The organism is Nocardioides sp. SRI_004 (assembly GCF_057586415.1).
Genome location: NZ_JBYCZV010000002.1, coordinates 264,263 through 288,078, shown reverse-complemented (window position 1 = coordinate 288,078; position 23,816 = coordinate 264,263). Strand labels below are relative to the sequence as shown.

Annotated in this window: 22 protein-coding genes; 15 read left to right on the top strand and 7 right to left on the bottom strand. The window is 73.0% G+C overall.

What is annotated here, in order from left to right; all coding sequences use genetic code 11:
- Nucleotides 1-25: 25 nt before the first annotated feature.
- The 9 genes from AC2YHB_RS03605 to AC2YHB_RS03565 are packed head-to-tail and all read left to right on the top strand — an operon-like array spanning nt 26 to nt 8,495.
- On the top strand, nt 26-1,177 hold the full coding sequence (locus tag AC2YHB_RS03605; RefSeq protein WP_487353499.1) for an inositol-3-phosphate synthase: 1,152 nt from the start codon (nt 26-28) through the stop codon (nt 1,175-1,177).
- Nucleotides 1,174-2,052 carry an SCO3242 family prenyltransferase gene (locus AC2YHB_RS03600; protein WP_487353498.1) on the top strand — a complete coding sequence of 293 codons (879 nt, stop codon included), beginning with the start codon at nt 1,174-1,176 and terminating at the stop codon, nt 2,050-2,052. The genes AC2YHB_RS03605 and AC2YHB_RS03600 overlap by 4 nt, the downstream gene beginning before the upstream one ends.
- Nucleotides 2,049-2,918 carry a sugar phosphate isomerase/epimerase family protein gene (locus AC2YHB_RS03595; protein ID WP_487353497.1) on the top strand — a complete coding sequence of 290 codons (870 nt, stop codon included), beginning with the start codon at nt 2,049-2,051 and terminating at the stop codon, nt 2,916-2,918. Before AC2YHB_RS03600 ends, AC2YHB_RS03595 begins: the two co-directional genes overlap by 4 nt.
- Entirely contained in the window at nt 2,915-3,553 is a 639-nt protein-coding gene (locus AC2YHB_RS03590) for an EboA domain-containing protein (RefSeq protein ID WP_487353496.1), read from the top strand. The genes AC2YHB_RS03595 and AC2YHB_RS03590 overlap by 4 nt, the downstream gene beginning before the upstream one ends.
- A 1-nt stretch (nt 3,554) precedes the next feature.
- A complete protein-coding gene (locus AC2YHB_RS03585) occupies nt 3,555-4,436 on the top strand; it encodes a TatD family hydrolase (protein WP_487353495.1) in 882 nt (293 codons plus the stop codon).
- Nucleotides 4,433-5,599, top strand: a complete 1,167-nt coding sequence (gene eboE / locus AC2YHB_RS03580; RefSeq protein WP_487353494.1) for a metabolite traffic protein EboE — start codon at nt 4,433-4,435, stop codon at nt 5,597-5,599. The genes AC2YHB_RS03585 and eboE overlap by 4 nt, the downstream gene beginning before the upstream one ends.
- Before the next feature lie 30 nt (nt 5,600-5,629).
- Nucleotides 5,630-7,024: an alkaline phosphatase family protein gene (locus tag AC2YHB_RS03575; protein ID WP_487353493.1), complete on the top strand. Its 1,395-nt coding sequence runs from the start codon at nt 5,630-5,632 to the stop codon at nt 7,022-7,024.
- Nucleotides 7,024-7,989 carry a polyprenyl synthetase family protein gene (locus AC2YHB_RS03570; protein WP_487353492.1) on the top strand — a complete coding sequence of 322 codons (966 nt, stop codon included), beginning with the start codon at nt 7,024-7,026 and terminating at the stop codon, nt 7,987-7,989. Before AC2YHB_RS03575 ends, AC2YHB_RS03570 begins: the two co-directional genes overlap by 1 nt.
- On the top strand, nt 7,965-8,495 hold the full coding sequence (locus AC2YHB_RS03565; protein ID WP_487353491.1) for a copper resistance CopC family protein: 531 nt from the start codon (nt 7,965-7,967) through the stop codon (nt 8,493-8,495). The genes AC2YHB_RS03570 and AC2YHB_RS03565 overlap by 25 nt, the downstream gene beginning before the upstream one ends.
- Before the next feature lie 120 nt (nt 8,496-8,615).
- Here AC2YHB_RS03565 and AC2YHB_RS03560 read toward each other — a convergent pair whose 3' ends face one another.
- The 5 genes from AC2YHB_RS03560 to AC2YHB_RS03540 form a co-directional block, all read right to left on the bottom strand.
- On the bottom strand, nt 8,616-9,611 hold the full coding sequence (locus tag AC2YHB_RS03560) for an ABC transporter permease (RefSeq protein ID WP_179649496.1): 996 nt from the start codon (nt 9,609-9,611) through the stop codon (nt 8,616-8,618).
- Entirely contained in the window at nt 9,608-11,107 is a 1,500-nt protein-coding gene (locus AC2YHB_RS03555) for a sugar ABC transporter ATP-binding protein (RefSeq protein ID WP_487353490.1), read from the bottom strand. The genes AC2YHB_RS03560 and AC2YHB_RS03555 overlap by 4 nt, the downstream gene beginning before the upstream one ends.
- Before the next feature lie 24 nt (nt 11,108-11,131).
- Nucleotides 11,132-12,148 carry a sugar ABC transporter substrate-binding protein gene (locus tag AC2YHB_RS03550; protein ID WP_036547248.1) on the bottom strand — a complete coding sequence of 339 codons (1,017 nt, stop codon included), beginning with the start codon at nt 12,146-12,148 and terminating at the stop codon, nt 11,132-11,134.
- A 57-nt stretch (nt 12,149-12,205) separates the two neighbouring features.
- A complete protein-coding gene (locus tag AC2YHB_RS03545; RefSeq protein ID WP_179649502.1) occupies nt 12,206-13,333 on the bottom strand; it encodes a class II histone deacetylase in 1,128 nt (375 codons plus the stop codon).
- A gap of 97 nt (nt 13,334-13,430) precedes the next feature.
- Nucleotides 13,431-14,510 (bottom strand): helix-turn-helix transcriptional regulator, encoded by a 1,080-nt coding sequence (locus tag AC2YHB_RS03540; protein ID WP_487353489.1) that lies wholly within the window; start codon nt 14,508-14,510, stop codon nt 13,431-13,433.
- 217 nt (nt 14,511-14,727) lie between these two features.
- On the opposite strand from AC2YHB_RS03540, the gene AC2YHB_RS03535 reads away from it, so the two are divergent.
- Nucleotides 14,728-16,410 carry an amidase gene (locus tag AC2YHB_RS03535; RefSeq protein ID WP_487353488.1) on the top strand — a complete coding sequence of 561 codons (1,683 nt, stop codon included), beginning with the start codon at nt 14,728-14,730 and terminating at the stop codon, nt 16,408-16,410.
- Entirely contained in the window at nt 16,407-17,138 is a 732-nt protein-coding gene (locus tag AC2YHB_RS03530) for a gamma-glutamyl-gamma-aminobutyrate hydrolase family protein (protein WP_487353487.1), read from the top strand. The genes AC2YHB_RS03535 and AC2YHB_RS03530 overlap by 4 nt, the downstream gene beginning before the upstream one ends.
- Here the strand turns inward: AC2YHB_RS03530 and AC2YHB_RS03525 are convergent.
- Nucleotides 17,099-17,629 carry a MarR family winged helix-turn-helix transcriptional regulator gene (locus AC2YHB_RS03525; protein WP_036547257.1) on the bottom strand — a complete coding sequence of 177 codons (531 nt, stop codon included), beginning with the start codon at nt 17,627-17,629 and terminating at the stop codon, nt 17,099-17,101. The two genes, AC2YHB_RS03530 and AC2YHB_RS03525, sit on opposite strands and share 40 nt — an antisense overlap.
- A gap of 161 nt (nt 17,630-17,790) precedes the next feature.
- On the opposite strand from AC2YHB_RS03525, the gene AC2YHB_RS03520 reads away from it, so the two are divergent.
- From AC2YHB_RS03520 to AC2YHB_RS03505, 4 genes are read left to right on the top strand one after another with little or no spacing between them, the layout of a single operon-like run.
- Nucleotides 17,791-19,236, top strand: a complete 1,446-nt coding sequence (locus AC2YHB_RS03520) for an APC family permease (protein ID WP_487353486.1) — start codon at nt 17,791-17,793, stop codon at nt 19,234-19,236.
- 33 nt (nt 19,237-19,269) lie between these two features.
- Nucleotides 19,270-20,622 (top strand): glutamine synthetase family protein, encoded by a 1,353-nt coding sequence (locus tag AC2YHB_RS03515; protein ID WP_487353485.1) that lies wholly within the window; start codon nt 19,270-19,272, stop codon nt 20,620-20,622.
- Between the two features lie 25 nt (nt 20,623-20,647).
- Nucleotides 20,648-21,613 carry a PDR/VanB family oxidoreductase gene (locus AC2YHB_RS03510; protein WP_487353484.1) on the top strand — a complete coding sequence of 322 codons (966 nt, stop codon included), beginning with the start codon at nt 20,648-20,650 and terminating at the stop codon, nt 21,611-21,613.
- A 10-nt stretch (nt 21,614-21,623) separates the two neighbouring features.
- A complete protein-coding gene (locus AC2YHB_RS03505) occupies nt 21,624-22,655 on the top strand; it encodes a Rieske 2Fe-2S domain-containing protein (protein ID WP_179649516.1) in 1,032 nt (343 codons plus the stop codon).
- A gap of 9 nt (nt 22,656-22,664) precedes the next feature.
- Here AC2YHB_RS03505 and AC2YHB_RS03500 read toward each other — a convergent pair whose 3' ends face one another.
- Complete coding sequence (locus AC2YHB_RS03500; protein ID WP_179649518.1) at nt 22,665-23,768, bottom strand: TIGR03857 family LLM class F420-dependent oxidoreductase; 1,104 nt, start codon at nt 23,766-23,768, stop codon at nt 22,665-22,667.
- Nucleotides 23,769-23,816 lie beyond the last annotated feature (48 nt).

Here is a 23,816-nt window from a genome sequence, read left to right as displayed (position 1 = left end):
CCACCACGAGATTCGAGGACCCCCCATGACCAGCAACGACCTTCCCGTGAACGCCCCGACGACCGGCAACACCGGCGTGTGGTTCATCGGTGCGCGCGGCTCGGTCGCGACGACCGCGGTGGTGGGTGCCCTCGGCGCGAGCCACGGGCTGGTCCCTGCGACGGGGCTGGTGACCGAGTTGCCCGAGCTCCACCCGGAGGGGCTCCCCGACCTGTCCAGCCTGTTCTTCGGTGGGCACGAGGTCGGCGGCGGGTCGCTGGCCAAGAAGGCCGAGGCGCTCGTGGCGGGCGGCGTGCTCCCGGCGGCCGTCGTCAGCGCCGTGGCGGCCGACCTCGAGGCCGTCGACGTGGCGATCCGGCCGGGCCACGTCGCGGGCGAGGAGACCGCTGCCGCCGCCGTCGAACGGCTCGCCGCCGACATCTCCGGGTTCCGGGAGCGGCACCGGCTCGACCGGGTCGTCGTGGTCGACGTCGCCAGCACCCAGCCGCCGGTCGACGACCCGGCGCAGGTGCGGGGCGTCACGGACGACCTGCCGGTCACCGCGGTCTACGCGCTCGCCGCGCTCCGGGCCGGGGCGTCGTACGTCTCGTTCACGCCCAGCCCGTGCCTGCGCCTGCCCGTGGTGCTGGAGGCGGCCGAGCGCAGCGGGCTTCCCTACGCGGGCTGCGACGGCAAGACGGGGGAGACCCTGGTGAAGTCGGCGCTCGCACCGATGTTCGCGATGCGCGCCCTCGACCTGCGCTCCTGGACGTCGGTCAACCTCCTCGGTGGCGGCGACGGCGCGACCCTGGCGGACCCCGCCGCGGCGCGGAGCAAGACGGTCGCCAAGCGCAGCGGCCTCGACGCGATCGTCGGCCGGCCGGTCCCGGGCCCGATGCACATCGACAACGTCGAGGACCTCGGCGAGTGGAAGACCGCCTGGGACCACGTCCGGTTCGACGGCTTCCTCGGCACGCGGATGACCCTGCAGTTCACCTGGCAGGGCTGCGACTCGGCCCTCGCCGCGCCGCTCGTCCTCGACCTGGCGCGCCTGATGTCCACCGCGCACGCGGCCGGCCGGACCGGGCCGCAGGCCGAGCTCGCCTTCTTCTTCAAGGACCCCGTCGGTGCGACGGAGCACCGGCTCTCCGAGCAGTGGCGGGCACTGGTCGAGTGGCGTGAGGGGCTGGACGCATGACCGCCCTGCCGGCCGCACGGGACCTGGCCGAGCTGGTCCGGCTGCCGGCTGCGCTGACGGTGCCGGGCGACGCGTGGTCCGGGGCCGCGTGGGCCGGGACGGCCGCCGCCGGCAGCGGGCTGATGCCCGTGGGCTCCGTGCTCCTCTACTGGTCGGGCATGGCGCTCAACGACTGGGCCGACCGAGCGGTCGACGCCGTCGAGCGGCCCGAGCGCGTCATCCCGTCCGGTCGCGTCCAGGCGCCGACGGCGCTGGCGATCGCGGCCGGCCTCGGCGTCGCCGGCGTGGCCGTGACCGCCGCGGTGGGTGGGCGCCGGGCACTGCGGGTCAGCGTCCCGCTCGCCGCGCTCGTCGCCACCTACGACGTCCTCGCCAAGGACTCACCTGCCGGGCCCGTCGTCATGGCCTCGACGCGGGGGCTCGACGTCCTGCTCGCCGCTGCGGCCGCCCCCGGCGCGGCGGCCCGACCCGCCGCCGCCGTGGCCGTCCACACGGCCGGGGTCACGCTGCTCAGCAGGGGAGAGGTGCACGGCGCGACACCGGCGACGGCCGGCGCCGCCCTCGCCGCCACGGGCACCGCGCTCGGCATCCTGGCGTCGTCACTGCGCCGTGGGTCCGGGATCCCGCCCGGCCGGCGGCGTACCGCCGCGGCGTTCGCGCTCCTCTACGCAGCCCGGGTCGGTGTCGCACAGGCCCGTGCGGCCGCGTCCCCCGACGCCGGCACGGTCCGGGCCGCGACCGGCGCCGGCATCGGCGGCCTGACCTTCCTCCAGGCGGCCTGGCTCGCGGCTCGCGGCCGGTTCCTCCCGGCGGTCGTCGTGGCCGGCGCGAGCCCCGCCTTCCGCCGGGCGGCGCGGGTGGTGAACCCGACATGACGGTGCGCCTCGGCTACGGCCTCAACGGGTTCGCCGGCCACCGGCTGGCCGACGCGTGCGCCGTCGTCTCCTCGATCGGCTACGAGGGCGTGGGCCTCACCCTCGACCAGCCGCACCTCGACCCCTTCGGCGACCTTCCCGGCCAGGTCGCCCACGCGCGCCGTTGCCTGGAGGCGAACGGCCTCGCGTCGGTCGTCGAGACCGGGTCGCGCTACGTGCTCGACCCCTGGCACAAGCACGAGCCGACCCTGGTCAGCGACGAGGGGCGCGAGCGCCGTGTCGAGCTGCTCCGCCGTGCGGTGCGCATCGCCTTCGAGCTCGGCTCGGAGGCCGTCTCCTGCTGGTCGGGCACGGCGCCCGCGGGCACCCGCCCGGAGGCGCTGTGGCAGCGGGTGGTCGACGGACTCGGCCCGGTCCTCGACGATGCGGCCGACCTCGGCGTCAGCGTCTGCGTCGAGCCCGAGCCGGGGATGTTCCTGGCGACCCTCGACGACGTCCTCGCCCTCCGGGAGCGGCTCGGTCGTCCCGAGCACCTGCGGGTGACCCTCGACCTCGGCCACCTCGTCTGCAACGAGCCGCGGACCCCTGCGGACACCGTGCGGCAGGCAGGCGCGCTCCTCGGCAACGTCCAGGTCGACGACATGGTCCGCGACGTCCACGAGCACCTCGAGCTGGGGACGGGCGAGCTCGACCTCGACGCGGTGCTGGGCGCCCTCCTGGAGATCGGGTACGACGGCCTCGCCTGCGTCGAGCTGCCCCGGCACTCCCACGCCGCCCCCGCGGTGGCGGCGTCGAGCATGGTGGCGCTCCGGGCCTCGCTCGCCCGCATCGGCCACGCGTCCGGCCTCGCCGGGGGTGTGCGATGACGTCCGTGGCGCTGCTGGTCCGTCCCGGTGAGCTCAGGGCCGTGCTCGGAGCAGAGCGGGCCGACGCGCTCGACGAGCTCGTGGCCGGGATCATGGACGACCCGGGCACCCTCGGCCGGGTCTTCCCCGCGGCGGCCCGGCGTACGGCGCGTGGCGAGCTCCCCGGCGGCGGACGCATCGAGGACGCCGTCCGGGTGGAGCTGGTCGCGGCTGCCGCGTCGGTCCTGACCCCGGGCGCGCTCGTCGAGGAGCTGGGCCTCGTCTACCACCACGGCGACGCCGACGAGCGACGCGCCGTGCTGCTGGGGCTCTCCGCCCTCGACGACCCGCAGGTCGACGGCTCGGCGATCCTCCTCGACGCGCTGCGGACCAACGACATCCGCCTGGTGACCGCCGCGATGGGCCGGCACGCGCGGACGCTGTCCCTCCACGACTGGCGCCACGGCGTCCTCAAGTGCCTGTTCGTCGGGGCTCCGCTGGCGCAGGTCGCCGACCTGGCCGAGCGTGCGGACGACGAGCTCGGCGCGATGGTCCGTCGCTACGTCCTCGAGCGGCAGGCTGCGGGCCGGTCGGTCCCCGACGACGCCCACCTCGTGCTCGAGCTGACCCACCCCACCCCTCCCCGGGAGTCCTGACATGCGCATCTTCGATCCCCACATCCACATGACCTCGCGCACGACCGACGACTACGAGCGGATGTACGACGCCGGCGTCCGCGCGCTCGTCGAGCCGGCCTTCTGGCTCGGGCAGCCCCGCACCAACGTCGGCTCCTTCACCGACTACTTCGACGCGCTGGTCGGCTGGGAGCGGTTCCGCGCCGCGCAGTTCGGCATCGCCCACCACTGCACGATCGCGCTCAACCCCAAGGAGGCCAACGACCCGCGCTGCACCGGTGTCCTCGACGTCCTGCCCCGCTACCTGGCCAAGGACGGCGTGGTCGCCGTCGGCGAGATCGGGTTCGACTCGATGACCACGGAGGAGGAGAAGGCGTTCGTCCGGCAGCTCGAGCTGGCGGTCGAGTTCGAGCTGCCCGCGATGGTGCACACCCCGCACCGCGACAAGGAGGGCGGCACCCGGCGCACCCTCGAGCTCGTCGAGGCCTCCGGGCTCGCCCCGCACCGGGTCGTCGTCGACCACCTCAACGAGATGACGGTGGGGCAGGTCGCCGAGAGCGGCTGCTGGATGGGCTTCTCGATCTACCCGGACACCAAGATGGACGAGCACCGGATGGTGCGCATCCTCGAGGAGCGCGGCCTCGACCGGGTCCTCGTGAACTCCGCCGCCGACTGGGGCCGCAGCGACCCGCTCAAGACCGCCTCCACCGGCCGGGCGATGCTCGCCGCGGGCTTCTCCGCGGACGACGTGGACCGGCTGCTGTGGCGCAACCCGCTGGAGTTCTTCGGGCAGAGCGGCCGGCTCCTGCTCGACGACCTGGCGGAGACCACGGGCGGTGTGCCGGACGGGGTGTCGACCTTCGAGGGCAACTCCGTGCTCCGCGGGGCGAGGGCCGACGCATGAGGTTCCGCCACCCCGACGGCTCGGTCGTCCACCTCGCCTACGGCACGAACGTGCTGCCCGCGCAGGACGTCGACGGCATCGTGGCGCAGGCGTCGAGGCTCGGCGACCGGCTGCGCGCCCACCTCGACGTCGACCGCGTGGGGCTCGGCATGTGGTTGCCCGCGGCGGCGGCGTACCGGCTGATCGCGGACCCGGGCGACCTGGAGCGGCTGCGCAAGAGCCTCGACCACCACGGGGTCGAGGTGGTCACCGTGAACGCCTTCCCCCACGCCGACTTCCAGGGCGAGGTCGTCAAGAAGGCCGTCTACCACCCGGCGTGGAGCGAGCCCGAGCGGCTGCGCTACACGCTGGCGGCGGCACAGGTGCTGGCGGCGCTCCTGCCCGACGACGTCGACCGCGGGACGATCTCGACCCTGCCCCTGGGCTGGCGCGCGCCCTGGCTGGTGGACCGCCAGCACGCGGCGGAGCGCCATCTCGCCCAGCTCGCGGAGGGTCTCTCGACGATCGCCGGGGAGACCGGCCGCGCCATCCGGGTCGGCCTCGAGCCGGAGCCCGGTTGCGCCGTCGAGACGGTCGACGAGGCCGTGGCTCGCCTCGCCGGGGTGGACCGGGACTGGATCGGTGTCTGCCTCGACCTGTGCCACCTGGCCGTCGGCTTCGACACGGCCGCCGCCGCCCTCGAGCGACTCGACGAGGCGGGCCTGGCGGTGGTCAAGGCCCAGCCGGCTGCCGCGCTGGTCGTCGACGACCCCGGCGACACGACCACGCGCTCCGCGCTCGCGGCGTACGCCGAGGACCGCTTCCTCCACCAGGTGCGCCAGGAGACCGGCGGCCGCCTGACCGGGCGCGACGACCTGCCCGACGCGCTCGACGGTCCGCGGAGCCTGCGCACCGGCCGGCCGTGGCGGGTCCACTTCCACGTGCCGGTGCACGCCGACCCGGCCCCGCCGCTGCGCAGCAGCCGCGACGAGCTGCGCGCCTCGCTGGCCGCCCTCGTGGGCGGGCCTCGCGCGCGCGTCCACCACCTGGAGGTCGAGACCTACACCTGGTCGGTCCTTCCCGGTGGCGGCCCGACCGACGACGACGCCTTCGCGGCAGCGCTCGCCGCCGAGCTCGCCTGGGTGCGCGCGGAGCTCCTCGACCTCGGCCTGACCGCCCTCTGAACCCACCCCCACGCCCCCCTGGAGATCCCCATGGACAAGCTCCTCGTCGCCGACGTCGTCGGCCTCACCCCCGACCTGCTCCAGCACATGCCCCGGCTCCAGCGCCTGGCGGCGAAGGGCTCGTCCGCGGTCCTCGACCCCGTGCTGCCGGCGGTCACCTGCTCGGTGCAGTCGACCTTCCTCACCGGCCTCACCCCGGCCGGGCACGGCATCGTCGGCAACGGGTGGTACTTCCGCGACCTCGGCGAGGTGCACCTGTGGCGCCAGCACAACCGCCTCGTCCAGGGCGAGAAGGTCTGGGAGACCATCCGGCGCCAGGTCCCCGACTACACCGTCGCCAACGTCTGCTGGTGGTACGCCATGGGTGCGTCGACCGACTGGACCGTCACGCCGCGGCCGATCTACTACGCCGACGGCAAGAAGGCGCCCGACTGCTACACCCGTCCGCCCGAGCTCCACGACGAGCTGGTGCACGAGCTGGGCGAGTTCCCCCTCTTCCAGTACTGGGGGCCCACCGCGTCCCTCCGCTCGACCGAGTGGATCGTCGGCGCGGCCCGCCGCCTCCTGCCGCGGGCCGACCTGACCCTCGCCTACCTCCCGCACCTCGACTACGACCTCCAGCGGTTCGGGCCCGACTCGGCCCAGGCCCGCCGGGCCGCGCACGACGTCGACGCGGCGCTGGCGCCCCTGCTCGACGACGCGGAGCTGATGGACGCGCGCGTGGTCGTCCTGTCCGAGTACGGCATCACCCGGGCGGACACGCCGGTCGACATCAACCGGGCCCTGCGCGCCGCCGGCCTGCTGAACGTCCACACCCAGGACGGCATGGAGTACCTCGACCCCTGGACGTCGCGGGCCTTCGCCGTCGCCGACCACCAGGTCGCCCACGTGTACGTCGCCGACCCGACCGACCTCGAGCAGGTCGGCGCGCTGTGCGCGGGCCTGCGCGGTGTGGCGCAGGTGCTGGACCGGGCCGGCCAGGCCGCCGTCGGCCTCGACCACGAGCGTGCGGGCGAGCTCGTGCTGGTGGCGGAGCCGACCGCGTGGTTCACCTACTACTACTGGGAGGACGACGACCGGGCGCCGGACTTCGCGCGCGGCGTCGAGATCCACCGCAAGCCCGGCTACGACCCGGCCGAGCTCTTCTTCGACCCGAAGGACCGGCTGGTCAAGGCCCGCGCGGCCCTGACCCTGGCCCGCAAGGCCGCCGGCCTCCGCTACTCGATGAAGGTGGTGCCGCTCGACCCGGCGCCGGTGCGGGGCACCCACGGTCGTCTGCCGCTCCGCGACGAGGAGGGGCCCATGGTGATCTGCGACCGGCCCGACACGCTGGGCAGCCGACTGGCTGCGACGCAGGTGCGGGACCTGCTGCTCGACCTGGCCGGCGCCAGCGCCGCGACCCCGACGGTGTCGACGGTGTCGTGATGGTCGACGACGTGCTGGGCGCGGTGCGTGAACGGCTCCGGACACCGCCGTCGTGCGGGGTCGCCGGCCTCGACCGCGTGGTCGCCGACGCCCTGCGCCCGGGCAAGCTGCTCAGGCCCGGGCTCGTGGTCGGCAGTGCGGCGGCGGCCGGCGCCGGGCTGGCCGACCGTGCCCTGCGGAACCGGGTGGTGCTGGCGGCCGAGGCGATGGAGCTGCTGCACGTGGCCACGCTCGTCCACGACGACATCATCGACGGGTCCCCGCTCCGCCGCGGCCGGCCCTCGGTCGTCGCGAGCGCCGGTGTGGCGTCCGCGCTCGTCATCGGTGACCTGCTCCTCGCCCGGGGCGCCCTCGCCGCGGCCGGCGCGGCGCCGAACGGCCCGCTCGTCTGGGCGCGTGCCCTGGCGTGCATGGCGAGGGGCCAGCTCCTCGAGGCCGATCTCCGGGGCGCTCCGTCGGTCGAGGCGCACCGGGAGTACGCCGCCCTCAAGACCGCCGAGCTGTTCCGGGCGAGTGCCGAGATCGGCGCCCTCGCGGTGGACGCCGAGCCGGACGTCGTCCGCGCGCACGGGGAGTTCGGGCTCCACTTCGGCATCGCCTTCCAGCACGTCGACGACCTGCTCGACGTGGTCGGCGACCCGGCCCGGACCGGCAAGCCGGCCGGCCTGGATGCCGCCAACGGCGTACCGACGACCGCCGCGCTCCTCCTCGAGGCGCCCTCGCCCGGCGGCCTCGCCACCCTGGTGGCCGCCGAGCTGGATGCCGCCTCGGCGTCGCTGCCCCCGGGGCGGGGCTCGGCCGAGCTCCGGGCCTGGGCGGCCGACGCCCTGCGCAGGACCCTCCACGCCGCCGACGACAGGCCCCGCCGCACGCTCGTCCAGCTCTCCGCCGTGCTGGACCGGTTCGAGCACGACATCCACCCAGTCAGGGAGACCACGCCATGCACGCCTTCGCCCGTCCTGTGAGCTCCAGCCGGTTCGTCCGCTGGGTCGCCGTCGCCCTGGTGGCCGCCCTGCTCGGCCTCCTGCCCGCGCCGCCCGCGTCGGCCCACGACGAGCTCGTCTCCTCCGACCCCGCCGAGTCGAGCGTGGTCGAGACGCTGCCGTCGCGGGCCACCCTGACCCTGAGCGGCAAGGTCCGCAAGGTCCGCTCGGTCACGGTGACCGGACCCGACGGCGACGTCGCCAACGGCAAGGCGACCTTCCGGGACGACGAGGTGCGCCAGAACCTGTGGTCCGGACCCGACGGCGAGTACGTGCTCGCCTACGACGTCGTCTCGGCCGACGGCCACCAGGTCACCGGCGAGGTCCACTTCGAGGTCGGCCCGGTCTCCGGGCCGACGGACAGCGGACCGCGCGCCACGGTGGAGCAGGACGCCGGCGGTGGGCAGCGCGGCATCCTGCTGGTCGGTGTGGTGCTCCTGGCGGGTGCGGGCGGGCTGGTGGCGCTGCGGCGGCGCCGGCTCGGCTGAGCGCCGACGGCGCGCTCTCGCCGACCTGCGAAGGGCCGCCGGCGAAATTGATTGACGTCAATCAATTTCGCCGGCAGGCCCTCGTCGATCGTGCCGCGACCGGACCGCCGCGCCGCGAGGCTAGGCGGGCACCGGGACCGGCTTCGGTGCCTCCGGCCGCGGCGCGGTCATCGCCTCCAGCCTCGGGCTGAGGTAGGCGAGGCCGGCGGCCACGATCAGGGCGACGCCCTGGGCGACCTGCTGCCAGAAGGTGGGGACGCCGAGGAGGGTCAGGCCGTTCTGGAGGATGCCGAGGAAGGCGACGCCCAGGACCACCCCGACCAGCGAGCCGGAGCCCCCGGCGAGCGCCACCCCGCCGACCAGCACCGCGGTCAGCACCGCGAGCTCGAACCCGAGGCCCGCCGTACCGGACTGCACGGCGCCGAGGACGGAGGCCTTGATCGCGCCGGCGAGCGCGGCCAGGGCCCCGGTCAGCAGGAAGAGGCCGAAGGGCACCATGCGCACCCGCACGCCCGAGAGGTACGCCGCCTCCCGGGAGACCCCGATGGCGTAGATGTGGCGCCCGAGGGGCGTGGCGACGAGGACGAAGCCGGCGACGAGGACCACCAGGATCGCGATGATGACGGGGGAGGGCAGGCCCGCGACCTTGGACCCGCCGAGCCAGGCGAAGGACTCGGAGAAGCCGGTCTGCGGCAGGGGCGCGAGCTGCTGGGCGATGCCGCGCACGGCGGTCAGCGTGCCGAGCGTGACGATGAACGGCGACAGGCCCAGTCCGCAGCACAGGAGGCCGTTGACCGCGCCGACGGCGACGCCGGCGAGCAGGGCCAGCAGCACGCAGCCCAGCATGCTGCCGTTGTGCTCGGAGGCCAGCCAACCGGCGGCGACCGCGCCGAGGGCGTAGGTGGAGCCGACCGACAGGTCGAGGTAGCCGCTGATGACGAGCATCGCCGTCGGGACGGCGACGATCGCGAGGGTGGCGCTGTCGGTGGCGATGCCGAGCAGGTTCTGCTGGCCGACGAAGCTGCCGGTGCTGGCCTCGAAGGCGATCGCCATCACGATGATGACGGGGATCAGCGGGTAGCGCGCGAGCTGGCGCACGGACTGGGGTGTGCTCATGACGGAACCTCCATGGGAGTGGGGCGGTGGACGGCTGCCAGGAGCGCGTCCTCGGTGAGGTCGGGTCCGGCGATGGTCGCGACCACGCGGCCCCGGTCCATCACGAGGCAGCGGTCGGCGAGCGTCACCACCTCCTCGGGATCGGTCGAGGCGAAGAGCACGGCCGCGCGGCGCTCGCTGGCGATCGTCCGGACGACGCGGTAGATCTCGTGGCGGGCGTTGACGTCGACGCCCTGGGTCGGCTCGTCGAGCAGCAGGACCGTGGTCGGCAGGACGCCGTTGATCCACCGGCCGAGGAGCAGCTTCTGCTGGTTGCCGCCCGAGAACGCGCGGGCCGGTGCCACCGCCGAGGCAGGCCGCACCTTCAGGGAGTCGGTCAGCGAGGCGAAGGTCTCGCGCTCGCGCCGGCGGTTGCGGACGCCGAAGCGGGACAGCGCGCGCTGCGCCGGGAGCAGGGCGTTGTCGAGCGCGGAGAGCGAGGCGAACAGCCCCTGCCGGCCGCGGTCGCCGGGCACGAGCGCCAGGCCCGCCGCGAGCCCGCCGCGTGGGCCGCGCCGGGTCACCGGGCGCCCGCCGACGCTCACCGTGCCGTGGCGCCGGTAGCGGCCGAAGACGGTCTCGATGGTGCGGGTGCGGCCGGAGCCGATCAGGCCGTAGAGGCCGACGATCTCGCCGGGCCGGACGTCGAGGTCGATCGGGCCGACGCCCGGCCCGGTCAGGCCGCGCAGCTGGAGCTGGGGCGGGTCCGCCTCCAGGATCGGCGCGCGCCCGGGCAGCTCCGAGGAGGGCTCCGCGATCGCCTCGATGATGTCGCGCCGCGACTTGCCGGCCAGTGACGTGGCGACGTGGACCTGCCCGTCGCGCAGCACCGTCATCCGGTCGGCGAGCCGCTCGACCTCCCCGAGCAGGTGGGTGACGTAGCAGATCGCGAGGCCGTCGCGCTTCAGCGCGAGGACGGTGCGCTCGAGCGCCTGGATCTCGTGCACGGACAGGGCGGCCGTGGGCTCGTCGAGGATGAGGACGGCGGGGTCGCGGCTCAGCGCCTTGGCGATCTCCACCAGCTGCCGCTGGCCCATCGGCAGGGTGCCGACCCGGGCGTCCACCGCGACGTTGGCGCCGAGGCGGTCGAGCAGCCCGCGGGCCTGCTCGCGCTGGCTCCCGCGGTTGACGATGCCGCCGCGGTGCTCCTCCTGGCCGAGGAAGATGTTGTCGACGACCGACAGCGAGTCGACCAGGCTGAGGTGCTGGAAGATGATCGCGATTCCGGCGTCGATCGACTTGCGGGGCGACAGGGCGTCGTACCTGTGCCCGGCGACCTCGATCGTCCCGCTGTCGGGCGAGAAGGCACCGCCGAGCGCCTTGATCAGTGTGGACTTCCCCGCGCCGTTGTGGCCGAGGAGGGCGTGGACCTCACCGCTCTCGATGGTGAGGTCCACGCCGCGCAGGGCGTGCACGCCGCCGAAGGACTTCGCGAGTCCGGTGACCCTGAGTGTCATGACGTGTCCGCCTCGGTCCTCGGGTCAGGCGTACTGCGAGATGATCTCGTCGAGCAGGCTGTCGCCCTGCTTGACGAGCGCGATCGGCACGTCGGTGCTGGCGTCCGCGTCGCTCTTGCCGTCCGCGACGGCCAGCGGTACGTCGATGACCGCGTTGCCGATGTCACGCAGCTGGAGTGCGGCCGAGGCCCGGTAGAAGGTGCCCTTCTTGATCAGCTCGAGCGAGCCGAGGTCGCCGTCCTGGCCGCCGACGTAGGTCTTCGCGTCGCTCTCCGCGCGACCGGCCTCGACGAGCGCCTTGTAGCCACCGAAGGCGGCGCCGTCGGTGATGCCCAGGACCATGTTGAGGTCGGGGTGCTTCGCCAGGATCGCCTTGATCTTCGACAGGCCGGTGTCGGGGTCGATGGCCTGTTCGCGGCCGACGACCTCCATGTCCGGGGCAGCCTTGGTGAAGGCGTCCATCATGCCCTTGGTCCGCTCGCGGCCGAGCTGGATCGTGTCGTCGACGAGGAACGCGATCTTGCCCTTGCCACCGAGGTTCTCCTTCGCCCAGGTGGCGGCGTCCTCGCCGAGCAGCCGGCCGCCCTCCTCGAAGCTGAAGGTGATCGAGGCGCTCTGGTTCTTCAGCGTCCCTCCGTAGGTGACCCAGATCAGGCCGGCGCTGCGCGCAGCCGCGGCCTGGGTCTCGAGCGCCTCGAAGACCATCGGGAACGACACGATCGCCGGGACCTTCTGGGCGATCAGGGTGTCGAGGTTGGACGCCTGGACGTCGGGGCGGCCGTTGTCGCTGGTCTGGGTCAGGTCGACGCCGACCTCCTTGGCCCGGGCCTTGGCGAACTTCGTGACGCCGGCGTACACGGGCAGGAAGGTGAAGGGGTAGTCGAAGCCGATCTTGTCGACGTCCTTGCTGGACTTGGCGACCTTGTCCTTGGCGTCGGAGGAGCTGGACGGGGCCGAGCAGGCCGCCAGGAGCACGGCGGCGCCGGCGCCGCCGGTCCAGCCGAGGAAGCGGCGGCGCGAGAGGTCAGCGGGCTGGGACATGGTGGTTCTCCCTTGGAGTGGTGCCGAGTGGTGCGGAGGGTGGTGGGTGGAGCGGGATCAGGCGCGGTTGCCGGAGCCGATGGCGTCGAGGAGCGGCACGACCTGGTCGAGCAGCGCGGTCTGGTGGGGCTGCAGCTCGAGCTGGCCCATCCCGCCGAAGATCGGCTCGTAGGGGTCGGCGAGGGGCTCGGTCACGCCCGCGAGGGCCTCGATGACGGCCAGGCCGCAGAACGGCACGTAGACCGGGTTGTAGCCGCCCTCGTGGCTCATCGCCAGGCGGCCGCCGGCGTGCTGGCCGGCCACCTCGAGCAGCCGCTCGGTCATCGTCCGGTAGGCGCTGCTGGTGAGGCCCTGGCGGGCGAGCGGGTCGGCGGCGTTGGCGTCGAACCCGCTGGCGACGAGGACGAGGTCCGGCTGGAACCGGTCGATGGCCGGTGCGATCACGCGGTCCATCGCCGCCAGGTAGCCGCCGTGCCCGGTGCCGGGCGGGAGCGGGATGTTCAGCGCGTAGCCCTCGCCGGCGCCGGTCCCGCGCTCCTCGACGAGTCCGGTGTCGGGCGGGAAGACGCGGTCCTGGTGGATCGAGATCGTCAGCGTGTCCGGGTCGTCGTAGAACGCCGCCTGCGTGCCGTTGCCGTGGTGGACGTCCCAGTCGACGATCGCGATCCGCTCGACACCGCGGCTGTGGCGTACCGCCTTGGCGGCGATCGCGAGGTTGGCGAACATGCAGAAGCCCATGCCGTGCTCCGGCACGGCGTGGTGGCCCGGCGGGCGGACCAGGGCGTAGCCGTTGTCGACCGCGCCGTCGACGACCTGCTCGACGAGGGCGATGACCCCGCCCGCCGCGAGCCGGCCGATCTCGATGCCGCCGGGGCCGAACGGGCTGAGGCCGTCGCCGGAGTCGCCGCCCTTGGGGTGGTCGCTGCCGGCCTGGATCCGGGCCAGGTGCTCCTCGGTGTGCACGAGGAGGATCTCCTCGTCGGTGGCCTTGCGCGGGCGCACCGGGGTCAGCTGGTCGATCAGGCCCGAGACGACCACCAGCTCGTGGAGCCGCCGCTTCGTCTCGGCGTTCTCGAAGTGCTGGAAGGGCTGGATGCCCAGGCGGTGGTCCGCCGGGAAGAGGCCTGCGTTGGTGCCGGTGTCGTGCCAGCCGAAGACCTCGTTGTAGACGTACCCGGTCGTCATCGTCGCTCCCGTGGTCGGGCGCCGGTGTGCCCGGCGCGGTCGGACCATCGTGGGACCGGGGTGTCCCGCGTCACATTGGCAGAATTGCCAGTCTTCGTCAGACGACGGGGCGGCGCAGCACGGCCGAGAGCGAGCGCACGGAGTCGGGCCGGCCCGACGGCAGGAGTACGCCGGCCGCGGTCGCCTTGGCTGCGGCACCCGCCCGCGACGGGGCGTCCAGGCGGGTCAGGATCGCCTCGACGTGCGCCGCCACGGTGCGCTGGGTGAGGAAGAGCTCCTCCGCGATCTCGCGGTTGCCGGCGCCGGTCGCGACGGCCGTGAGCACCTCGAGCTGGCGCATGGTCAGGCCGAGCGTCGACTCGGCGGGACGGGTCGCGACGACATACGGCTGGTGCACCGTGCTGCGCCCCTCCGGCACGTGGACCCGGACCTCGACCAGGCGGCCGTCCTGCTGGTGGAGGAAGCCCGCGAAGCGCACCCCGGTCGACAGGATGTCGTGCACGATCGCCAGCACGTCGTCGTCGAGGTCGAGGTGCAGCGGGTCCCGGCCGACGACCGGACGGACCCGTCCCTGGGCGTCGACCCGCACCACGGCGTACTCCGGCGGGAGGGTGACGTCGCGGACCGTGCAGGACGCGACCTCCGTGACCCGCGCGAGCACGCGCCCGATCGCCGGCAACGCCGCCAGCGTCTCGGCGCGCAGGTCGTCGGCGGAGCAGGCCGACAGGTGGACGATCCCGACCACGACGTCGTCCGGCGAGCGGAGCGCGAGGGAGATCCCGTCGTCGTACCCGGCGGGCTGGAGCACGTCGTGGAAGTGCGTCGTGCCGCGGAAGTCGTGGGTGTCGGCCTCGATCCGCAGCGGGTCACGGCTCTCGAGCACCAGGCGGCCGTGGGCGGAGTGGAGGAACTCCCCGCCGAGGTGGCGGGACACCGGTCGCGCGTAGCCGATGCTGGCGAGGGTCTGCCAGTGCTTCGTCGCGGTGCCTCGACTGGTGGTCGTCGCGGCGTCGACCTGGCAGGCGTTGGCGCCGACCTCGTCGGCCAGGCGGTCGAGCATCTGGGGGAGCCGGGCGGTCGTGTCGTCCGGCGACCCGAGCGTCGCGAGGTCGGCGACGAGCTCGAGCATCGACACGTCCGGGACTGCCGGAACGGGGGCGTCGTCGACAACTGCCATGGAACCGCCATTGCTCAGGCCCGAGAACGTTAGGAGCCAAATCGTAAGAGGGCCGTCGCGTGCTGGCAACGGTTCGGTCCGGACCTCGGATGCCAAGCCCTCGCCGAAACCCGGCAGTCGAACGCCCTCTTGCGGGATCCGCGCCATACCAATACGTTCGGGTCCGAACGAAATTGTTCGCATCAAAACGATCTGGCATCCGCGAGAGGACGACGCGATGGCATCCCAGCAGCTCAGTGGCCCCCGATCCGACGTGCAGGGCGGCCTGGGGCGCCTGTCCCGCCGCTCCCTGGTCGCCGGTGCGACGACCGCCGCCGTGACGGTGCGTGTCGCCGGCGCCGCCCGTGCCGCGGCGCCCGAGGTGGCGTGGCCGAAGGTCGAGCGGCCGGCCGACCTGCGCCGCATCGTCTGGTGGTCGGCGGCCGAGCTCGCCGTCGCGATCCGGCAGCGCAAGGTCAGCTGCGTCGAGGTGATGACCGCCTATCTCGACCACGTCGACGAGGTGAACCCGGCGGTCAACGCCATCGTGGCGCTGCGCCCGCGGGCCGAGCTGCTCGCCGAGGCCGCGGAGAAGGACGCGCTGCTCGCGAAGGGCACCTACCAGGGCTGGATGCACGGCTTCCCGCAGGCCGTGAAGGACCAGTGGAACGTCAAGGGCATGACCACGACGGTCGGCTTCTTCGGCCAGCCGGGCGTGCCGTTCAACCCGCCGGCCACGAGCGACGCGCTCCTGGTCGAGCGGATCCGCGCCGCGGGCGCGATCTTCATCGGCAAGACCAACCTCCCCGAGTTCGGCGTCGGGTCGCACACGTACAACCTCGTCTACGGGACGACGGGCAACGCCTACGACCCGACCAAGTCGGCCGGCGGCAGCAGCGGCGGCGCCGCGGCGGCCGTGGCGCTGCGGATGCTGCCTGTCGCGGACGGCAGCGACTTCTTCGGCTCGCTGCGCAACCCGCCGGGCTGGAACAACGTGCTCGGCCTGCGGCCCTCCTTCGGGCGCACGCCCGAGCTGGGCGGGGAGCAGTTCGTCCAGCACGGCGGCGCGACGGGCCCGATCGCCCGCGACGCCCGCGACCTCTCGCTCCTGCTCTCCACCATGGCCGGGTACGACGCCCGGGTGCCGCTGTCCCTCGAGGACGACCCCAAGGCCTTCACCACGGTCCGCCGCACGTCGCTGCGTGGGGTGAAGGTGGCCTGGATGGCGGACCTCGGTGGCTACCTGCCCACGGAGCCGGAGGTGCTGGCCGTCACCGGCGCGGCCGTCGACAGGATGCGGGCCCTCGGCGCCAAGGTGGACCGGATCGACAAGCTCAACCAGGTGGGCGGGACCTTCACGAACGCCGACCTGTGGCCGACCTGGCTGGTCTTCCGGCACTGGATCAGCGGCAGCCTGAACTTCCCCGTCTACAACAACCCGGCGTGGAAGCCGTACGTGAAGCCGGAGACGACCTACGAGGTCGAGGGCCTGCTCAACGGCATCGACGGCCAGGGGCCGATCACCGCGCAGGAGGTCTGGAACGCGTCGTCGAAGCGCACGGCGCTCTACCAGAGCTTCCGCCTCCTGTTCGAGAAGTACGACTACGTGCTGCTGCCGACGGCGCAGGTGATGCCCTTCGACAACGTCGACGGCGAGGGCAACGAGGTGCACTGGCCGAAGGAGATCAACGGCGTGCCGATGGCGACGTACCACCGCTGGATGGAGGTCACCGCGATCGGCACCCTGCTCGGGGCGCCGACCCTGGCGATGCCGGCCGGCTTCGGCGCCTCCGGCATGCCGATCGGCTTCCAGGTCATCGGCCGCAACCACGATGATGCCGGTGTGATCGAGTTCGCCGCGGCCTGGGAGCGGGAGACGCGCTTCGTGCAGGAGCACCTCCCGCCGCTGATCGCGCCATGAGCCGCCGACCGCTGATCGTGGTGCCGGCGCGGTTCTCCGCGTCCGCATCCGCCCTGAGGTACGGCGCCGACGTGGCCGCGCGTGCGCTGGTGGAGGCCGTGCACGTGGCCGGTGGCGAGCCGCTGGTCGTCCACCCCGCCGCCCCCGGGGCTGCCGTGGACGTCGACGAGGTCCGCGAGCGCCTGTGGTTCGCCGACGGCGTGCTCCTCCCGGGCGGCGGCGACCTGGCCGCACGCTGGTCCGGTCAGCAGCCCCACCCCTCGCAGTACGACGTCGACGAGGAGCAGGACGCCTTCGACCTCGCCGTCGCGCGGCACGCGCTGGCGGCCGGCCTGCCGATGCTGGCGGTGTGCCGGGGCAACCAGGTGGTGAACGTCGCCCTGGGGGGTGACCTGGTCCAGGACCTGGGGGAGCGGATCCACCGCCACGTGGTCCAGGAGATCGCGGTCGACCCCGGCACGGCGCTCGCGCGCCTCGTCGGGACCGCGCCGACGATCTCCTGCTATCACCACCAGGGCATCGGCCGGCTGGGCGCCGGTCTCCGCGCGGTGGCGCACGCCCCGGACGGCGTCATCGAGGCGGTCGAGCTCGAGGGCTCGGCCGGCTGGTACCTCGGCGTCCAGTGGCACCCGGAGGACACCGCCGCCCACGATCCCGTCCAGGCCGGGCTCTTCGGGGAGCTGGTCGCTCAGGCCTCGGCGCGGGCTTCGTCGCGCGCTTCGTGCTGAGCCTCGACGGCATTCACCACGTCGCGCAGGGTGCGCGTGAACGCGCTGACCTTGCGGTCGGACAGCTGGCTGACGATCTCGGACTCGACGGCGTTGAACTCGGGGTAGATCTCCTCCATCAGCCGCACGCCCTCCTCGGTGAGCCGCAGGCGGACCAGCCTCCGGTCGTGCTCGTCGCCCTCGCGCAGGATCAGGCCGCGGCCCTCGAGCGTCTTGACGACGCCGGTCAGGGTCGCCTTCGAGATGTCGGCCGACTCGGCGACGTGGCGCGTCTCCATGCCGTCCCAGATCCACACGACCCACAGCACGACGAACCCGGTCCAGGTCATGTCGTGCTGGCGGAGCACGCGGTTGGTCAGCTCGGTGCGCACCGCGTTCGCGGCACGGAACAGGTTCGAGAGGGCGTTCGCGGCGGCGAAGTCGAGGGGCAGTGCCCCGACGTGGTCCTTCATCGCACGTTCGGTCTCTTCGAGCGTGTGGCGGTCCGGCATGCGGCCAGCCTAACCATCCTCATGCGACCACCTGATCGTTCGGGGCCAAACATTTCTAGGGAAATTTGTCCTGAGGGGATGGTGCCCCGGGTCACATCATGGTTATCGTACGGATCCGAACGATCTCGCGTGGAGGTCGCCGAGACAGTGAAGGAGTCCCGATGTCGGACACCGTCAACACCACACTCCGCAAGGACGCGCTCGGCGTCGGCGCCATCGTGTTCCTCGTCCTTGCGGCGGTGGCGCCCCTGACGGGCATGGTGGTGGTCGCCTCGCTGGCCATCGCCTTCGGGAACGGCGGAGGGGCTCCCTTCTCGTTCCTCGCGGTCGCCGCGGTGCTCCTGCTCTTCGCCATCGGCTACGGCAAGATGTCGAGCCAGCTGGTGAACGCCGGCGGCTTCTACGCCTTCGTCGTGAAGGGCCTCGGCCGTCCGGCCGGGCTGGCCGCCGGCTACATCGCCACCCTCGGCTACAACTTCTTCGTCGTCGGGACGATCGGCACCAGCGGCTTCTTCATGATGGTCCTCATCGACTTCCTGTTCGGGCTCAGCCTCAACTGGTTCCTGTGGGGCGCGGCCTCGATGGTCGTCGCCTACCTGATGGCCGTGAAGGGCATCGACTTCAGCTCCAAGGTGCTCGGCGTCTCGCTGGTCCTGGAGACCTCGATCCTCGTCATCTTCGACGTCGCGGTGCTGTTCAAGCACGGCTACGACTTCTCCGCCTTCTCCGGCGACGCGATCACCTCGGGTTCGCTCTCGATCGGCCTGCTGCTCGCCGCCACCGGCTTCCTCGGCTTCGAGGCGACCTCGCTGTTCAGCGAGGAGGCGCGCAACCCGCTGAAGACGATCCCGCGGGCGACCTACCTCGCCATCACGATCATCGGCCTGCTGCTCGCCGTCACCACCTGGGCCGTCGTGAGCGCGACCGGCGTCGCGGAGGCCCAGCAGAGCAGCATCGACCACCTGGAGACCGGTGACCTCGTGTTCAGCCTGGGCGCCGAGTACCTCGGCGAGTTCATGATGAAGGTGATGATGGTGCTGCTGCTGGTCAGCCTGTTCGCCGCGATGCTCGCCTTCCACAACTCCGCGACCCGCTACCTCTTCTCGCTCGGTCGTGCCGGCGTCCTGCCGAAGGCGCTGTCCCGCACCAGCTCGACCGGCTCGCCCGTCCTGGCCGGCACCCTGCAGGCCGGCTTCGCCCTGCTGGTCGCGGCGGCCTTCCGGATCGCCGACCTCGACCCGATCCTGCAGGTGGTGCCCGCGATGCTCGGCTTCGGGACCTTGGCGATCGTCGTCCTGCAGGCGCTCGCCGCGCTCTCGATCGTCGTCCACTTCCGCCGCACGGGCGACCCGCACCTCGGCAGCACCTTCGTCGCCCCGGCGATCGGGTTCGTCGGCCTGTCCTTCATCGTCGTCATGGCGGTCACGCACTTCGACGTGGTCGCGGGCTCGACGGAGAAGGCGATCACCAACCTGCCCTGGCTCCTGGTCCTGGCTCTGGTCATCGGCGTGGCGCAGGCGTTGTATCTCAAGAGCAACCAGCCTGATGCCTACGACGGCCTCAACTCCGACCTCGAGCGGTTCGACACCGCCGACGCCACCCACTGACCGCCTGACTGACAGGGGAGAGGGACACCTCCGATGGGACACTTTGACGAAGACTCCCTGCGCCAGCTCGCGGAGCAGCTCCGGGCCGATGGCATCGACATCGTCCGGATCGGCTACAGCGACCTGATCGGCACCGAGCGTGGCCGGGACGTGCTGGTCGACCGCTTCGACCGGACCGTCGGTGACGGCGTGGCGTTCTGCCGCTCGGTCTACGGGACCTCGCCGATGGGCGACGTGGTCGACATCGCGGGTGGGCTCTCGGCCGGCCTGCCCGACATCGTCGCCTTCCCCGACGTCGCCACGGCGCGGAAGGTGCCGTGGGAGCCGGGCGTGGCGCACGTGATCGCCGACGTCCACAATCCCGACGGCTCGCCGTCGGAGGAGAGCCCGCGTATGGTGCTGCGGCGCGTCGTGGAGCGGTTCTCCGAGCTGGACATGACCCCCGTCGCGGGGCCCGAGCTCGAGTTCTACGTCGTCGAGAAGGACGACTCGGCAGCCAACGGCTACCGGCGCTACGGCGAGGCGACCGGCAACGTCTACGTGTCCGGCCTCAAGGGCGACCCCGAGAACCTGCTGCTCGGCTCGCTGCGCGAGCTGGCGGCGTACGACATCGACGTGGTGGCCGCCAACCACGAGTTCTCCAGCGGCCAGTTCGAGATCAACCTGTGGCACTCGGAGGCGCTCGACGCCGCCGACCGCGCCTTCCGGTTCAAGACGGCCGTCAAGGAGCTCGCCCGCCGCCAGGGCAAGATGGCGACCTTCATGGCCAAGCCGTTCAACGACGAGGGCGGCTCCGGCTTCCACATCCACTTCTCGACCGTCGACGACGAGGGCCGGCCGCTGTTCGACGACCCGGCCGGCGAGGACGGGCTCTCGAAGACCGCCCGGTCGGCGATCGCGGGCGTGCTGGCGCACGCGCCGGCGCTGGCCGCGATCAGCAACCCGACCATCAACTCCTACAAGCGCTTCGGTCCCGACACGCTCGCGCCGTGGCTGGTCGACTGGGGACTCGACAACCGCAGCGCGATGGTCCGCATCCCGCCGGAGCGGGGCCGTGCCTCCCGCATGGAGCTGCGCCTGGGCGACGCGTCGGCGAACCCGTACCTCGCGATCGCCGGCCTGCTGGCGGCGGCGTACCTCGGCATCCGCGACGGCCTCGAGCCGCCGGCCAAGCTCGAGGGCTACGGCTACGACCCGACCAAGGCCGACAAGCTGCCGGGCGACCTGGGCACCGCGCTGGCGGCGCTCGAGGAGGACAAGGACCTCGCCGAGATCCTCGGGCCGGAGTTCGTGTCCACCTTCGTGGCCTACAAGCGCAACGAGCTCGAGCGGTTCGGCCAGTACGTGACCGACTGGGAGTTCCGGGAGTACGCCTACCACCTGTGAGTGGGGGCTGGAGGAGAGATCTGTCGTGACGACCCAACCGATCGTCCGTGAGTTCGAGGCGGACCTGACCATCGTCGAGGCCGTCGAGTCGGCCACCGACGTGCTGACCCTGACCCTCGCCGCGAGCGACGGCTCGGCGCTGCCGCCGTGGACGCCGGGTGCTCACGTGGACCTCGTCCTCGGACCGGACCTGGTCCGCCAGTACTCCCTGTGCGGGAGCCCGGCGGACAGCGGCCGGTGGCGCGTCGGCGTGCTGCGCACCCCCGACAGCCGGGGCGGCTCGAAGGCCGTCCACGAGCTCACCGCGGGCGCGGCCGTGCGGGTCCGCGGCCCGCGCAACCACTTCCCGATGGTGGCCTCGCCGCGCTACCTCTTCATCGCCGGCGGCATCGGCATCACGCCGATGCTGCCGATGATCGCCGAGGCCGAGGCCTCCGGTGCCGACTGGCGCCTCGTGTACGGCGGCCGCACGCGCTCCTCGATGGCCTTCGTCGACGAGCTCGCGGTGTACGGCGACAAGGTGACCCTGCTGCCCCAGGACGAGGCCGGCCTCCCCGACCTCGACGCCCTGCTCGGCGCGCCCGAGCCGGGCACGCTCGTCTACACCTGCGGCCCCACCGGCCTGCTCGACGCGGTCGAGGCCGGCTGCGCCGGGTGGCCCGCGGGCAGCCTCCACCTCGAGCGCTTCTCCGCGAAGGCCGCCGAGCCGGCCGAGGGTGGCGACAAGGAGTTCGAGCTGGTGCTCCAGCGCTCCGGCCTCACCCTGACCGTGCCGCCGGACAAGTCGATCTTCGAGGTCTGCCGGGCGGCCGGCGTCAGCGTCGTCGGCTCCTGCCTCGAGGGCGTGTGCGGCACCTGCGAGACCGAGATCATCGAGGGGGAGGTGGACCACCGCGACTCGATCCTCAACGACGAGGAGAAGGAGTCCAACGAGTTCCTGATGATCTGCGTGTCCCGCTGCCGCGAGGACCGCCTGACCCTGGACCTCTGAGGGGATCGCCATGAGAGAGCCGAGAGAGCACCGCAGCACCGGCCACCCGCGCAACGCGTGGTACGCCCTCGCCGCCTCCACCGAGGTCGGCGCCAGCCCGTTCGGCACCCGCGCCCTCGGTGCGCCGATCGTCCTGTTCCGTGCCTCCGACGGCTCCGTCGTCGCGCTCGGCGACCGCGACGCCCACCGGCCCTACCCGCTGAGCCTGGGCCGGGTCGAGGGCGACACGATCGTCTCCGGCTACTCGGGCTTCGCCTACGACCGCACCGGTGCCTGCGTGCGCGTGCCCTCGCAGGCCCAGGTGCCCTACGGGGCCCGAGTGCCGTCGTACCCGGTGCTGGAGGAGGGCGGCCTGGTCTGGGTGTGGCTCGGCGAGCCGTCGCTCGCCGATCGCCGTCCGCCGGTCGCGACGCCGTGGCTCACCGACGACGCCTGGGAGACCTTCGGTGGCCAGTGGGAGACCGCCGCCGACGTGCGCCTGCTGCACGACAACTTCGCCGACATCACCCACGTGGCCGTGGTCGACCCCGTCATCTCGCCGCCGGCGCTCTCCGGCGTCGCCCCCGCGCTCCAGGTCGAGATCACCGAGACGACCGTGCACTTCCACCGGGACTGGCCGGCCGCGCCGGTGCCGGAGTGGCAGGCCAAGCTGACCGACATCGCGCCCGATGCCGCCTTCCCGCAGCGCGAGGAGGGCGCCTTCCTCGCGCCGGGCCTGTGGGCCGACCGCTGGGACGTGCTGGTGCCGGACGAGCAGGGCGGGCCGCAGTGCTTCCGGTTCACCCACGCCGTGACGCCCGTCGAGGACGGCCGGACCCGCCACATCTGGCGGGTGAGCCGCAACTTCGCGCCGGGTGCGGAGGTGACCGACGTGCTGCGGCCCATCTTCGAGTCCTACTACCTCAAGGTCCGCGAGATCCTGGAGACCATGCAGCAGGTCATCGACCGCGACGGGTACGGCGACGACGTCAACGTCGCCGCGGACGCGGCAGCTCTGCAGGTGCGCAAGATCCTGCGGCGGCTGGTGGCCGACGAGGGCTGACCCACCGGCTCAGTCGGCGAACCGGCCGGGGTTGACCGCCACGGGCCGGGCCAGCTCGGGCCGCACCGCGCGGTAGGCCTCGACGATCGGCGCCAGCTCGTGCGGCTCCGCGCCGTGCAGGATCACCGAGTGGCAGCCCAGCTCGAGCTCGCGGACGATGGTTGCGGCGGCCTCGGCGGACGTGCCGTGGGCCGACGCCTCGAGCCACTCCTCGGGGACCAGCTCGGCGATGCGGTGCAGCGTCTCCGCGTCGGCGGTGGCGTCGATCGCGCCCGCGGCAGCGGCCTCGGTGAAGACCTCGGAGGTGCGCAGGCGCTCCCACGCGGCGGGGTCCCAGCCGTTGACCGAGACCAGCACGTCGCCGTACGCCTGGAAGTAGGTGACCAGCCGGCCGACGCCGCGGCGTACCCGGTCGTCGTCGGAGAGCCCGTCGGGCACGGTCGCCAGGCACGACCAGATCCGGATGCCGTCGGGGTCGCGGCCGGCGCGCTCGGCGCCGCGGCGGACCGCCTCGATCGAGGAGCGGGTCGCCTGCTCGCCGAAGAAGGTGTGCATGACCACCCAGTCGCAGATCTCCCCGGCCAGCTCCATCGTCCGCGGTCCGACCGCGACCAGCCCGACGGGCGGTCCCTCGCCCAGCCCGCTCAGGTTGTGCACGACCGGCCAGGATCCCGACGGGCCCTGGTGGTCGACGACGTAGCCGTCGGACCAGACCTTGCGCAGCAGGCCGATGAAGTCGCGCAGGGCCGCCTCGGTGACGACGGGCAGCCCGATCGCCTTCCAGTGCTGTGACGAGCCGCGGCCGAAGGCCATGGCGTACCTGCCCTCGGTCATCTGGTGCATCGTCGAGCCGAGGGTCGCGGTGATCATCGGGTGCCGGGTGTGGTGGTTGATCGCGGCGCTGGCGATGCCCAGTGAGGGTGCCCGCCCGGCCACCCCGCCGGCCAGTGAGCCCGCCTCCTTCACCGTGAACCTCTCGCTGATGTGGCAGGAGCCCAGCCCGAGCTCCTCGGCGGAGGTGGCCTCGGGGAAGAGCACCCGCGCGTCGGCGGGGTGGTGGGTCACGGCGTAGTAGCCGAGCTCGTTGAGCTGTGGCAGCGCGCTGGTCGTCATGGCCGGTAGTCTTATCAAGTGATTAGACTCGGTCAAGGGGTCCTAGGA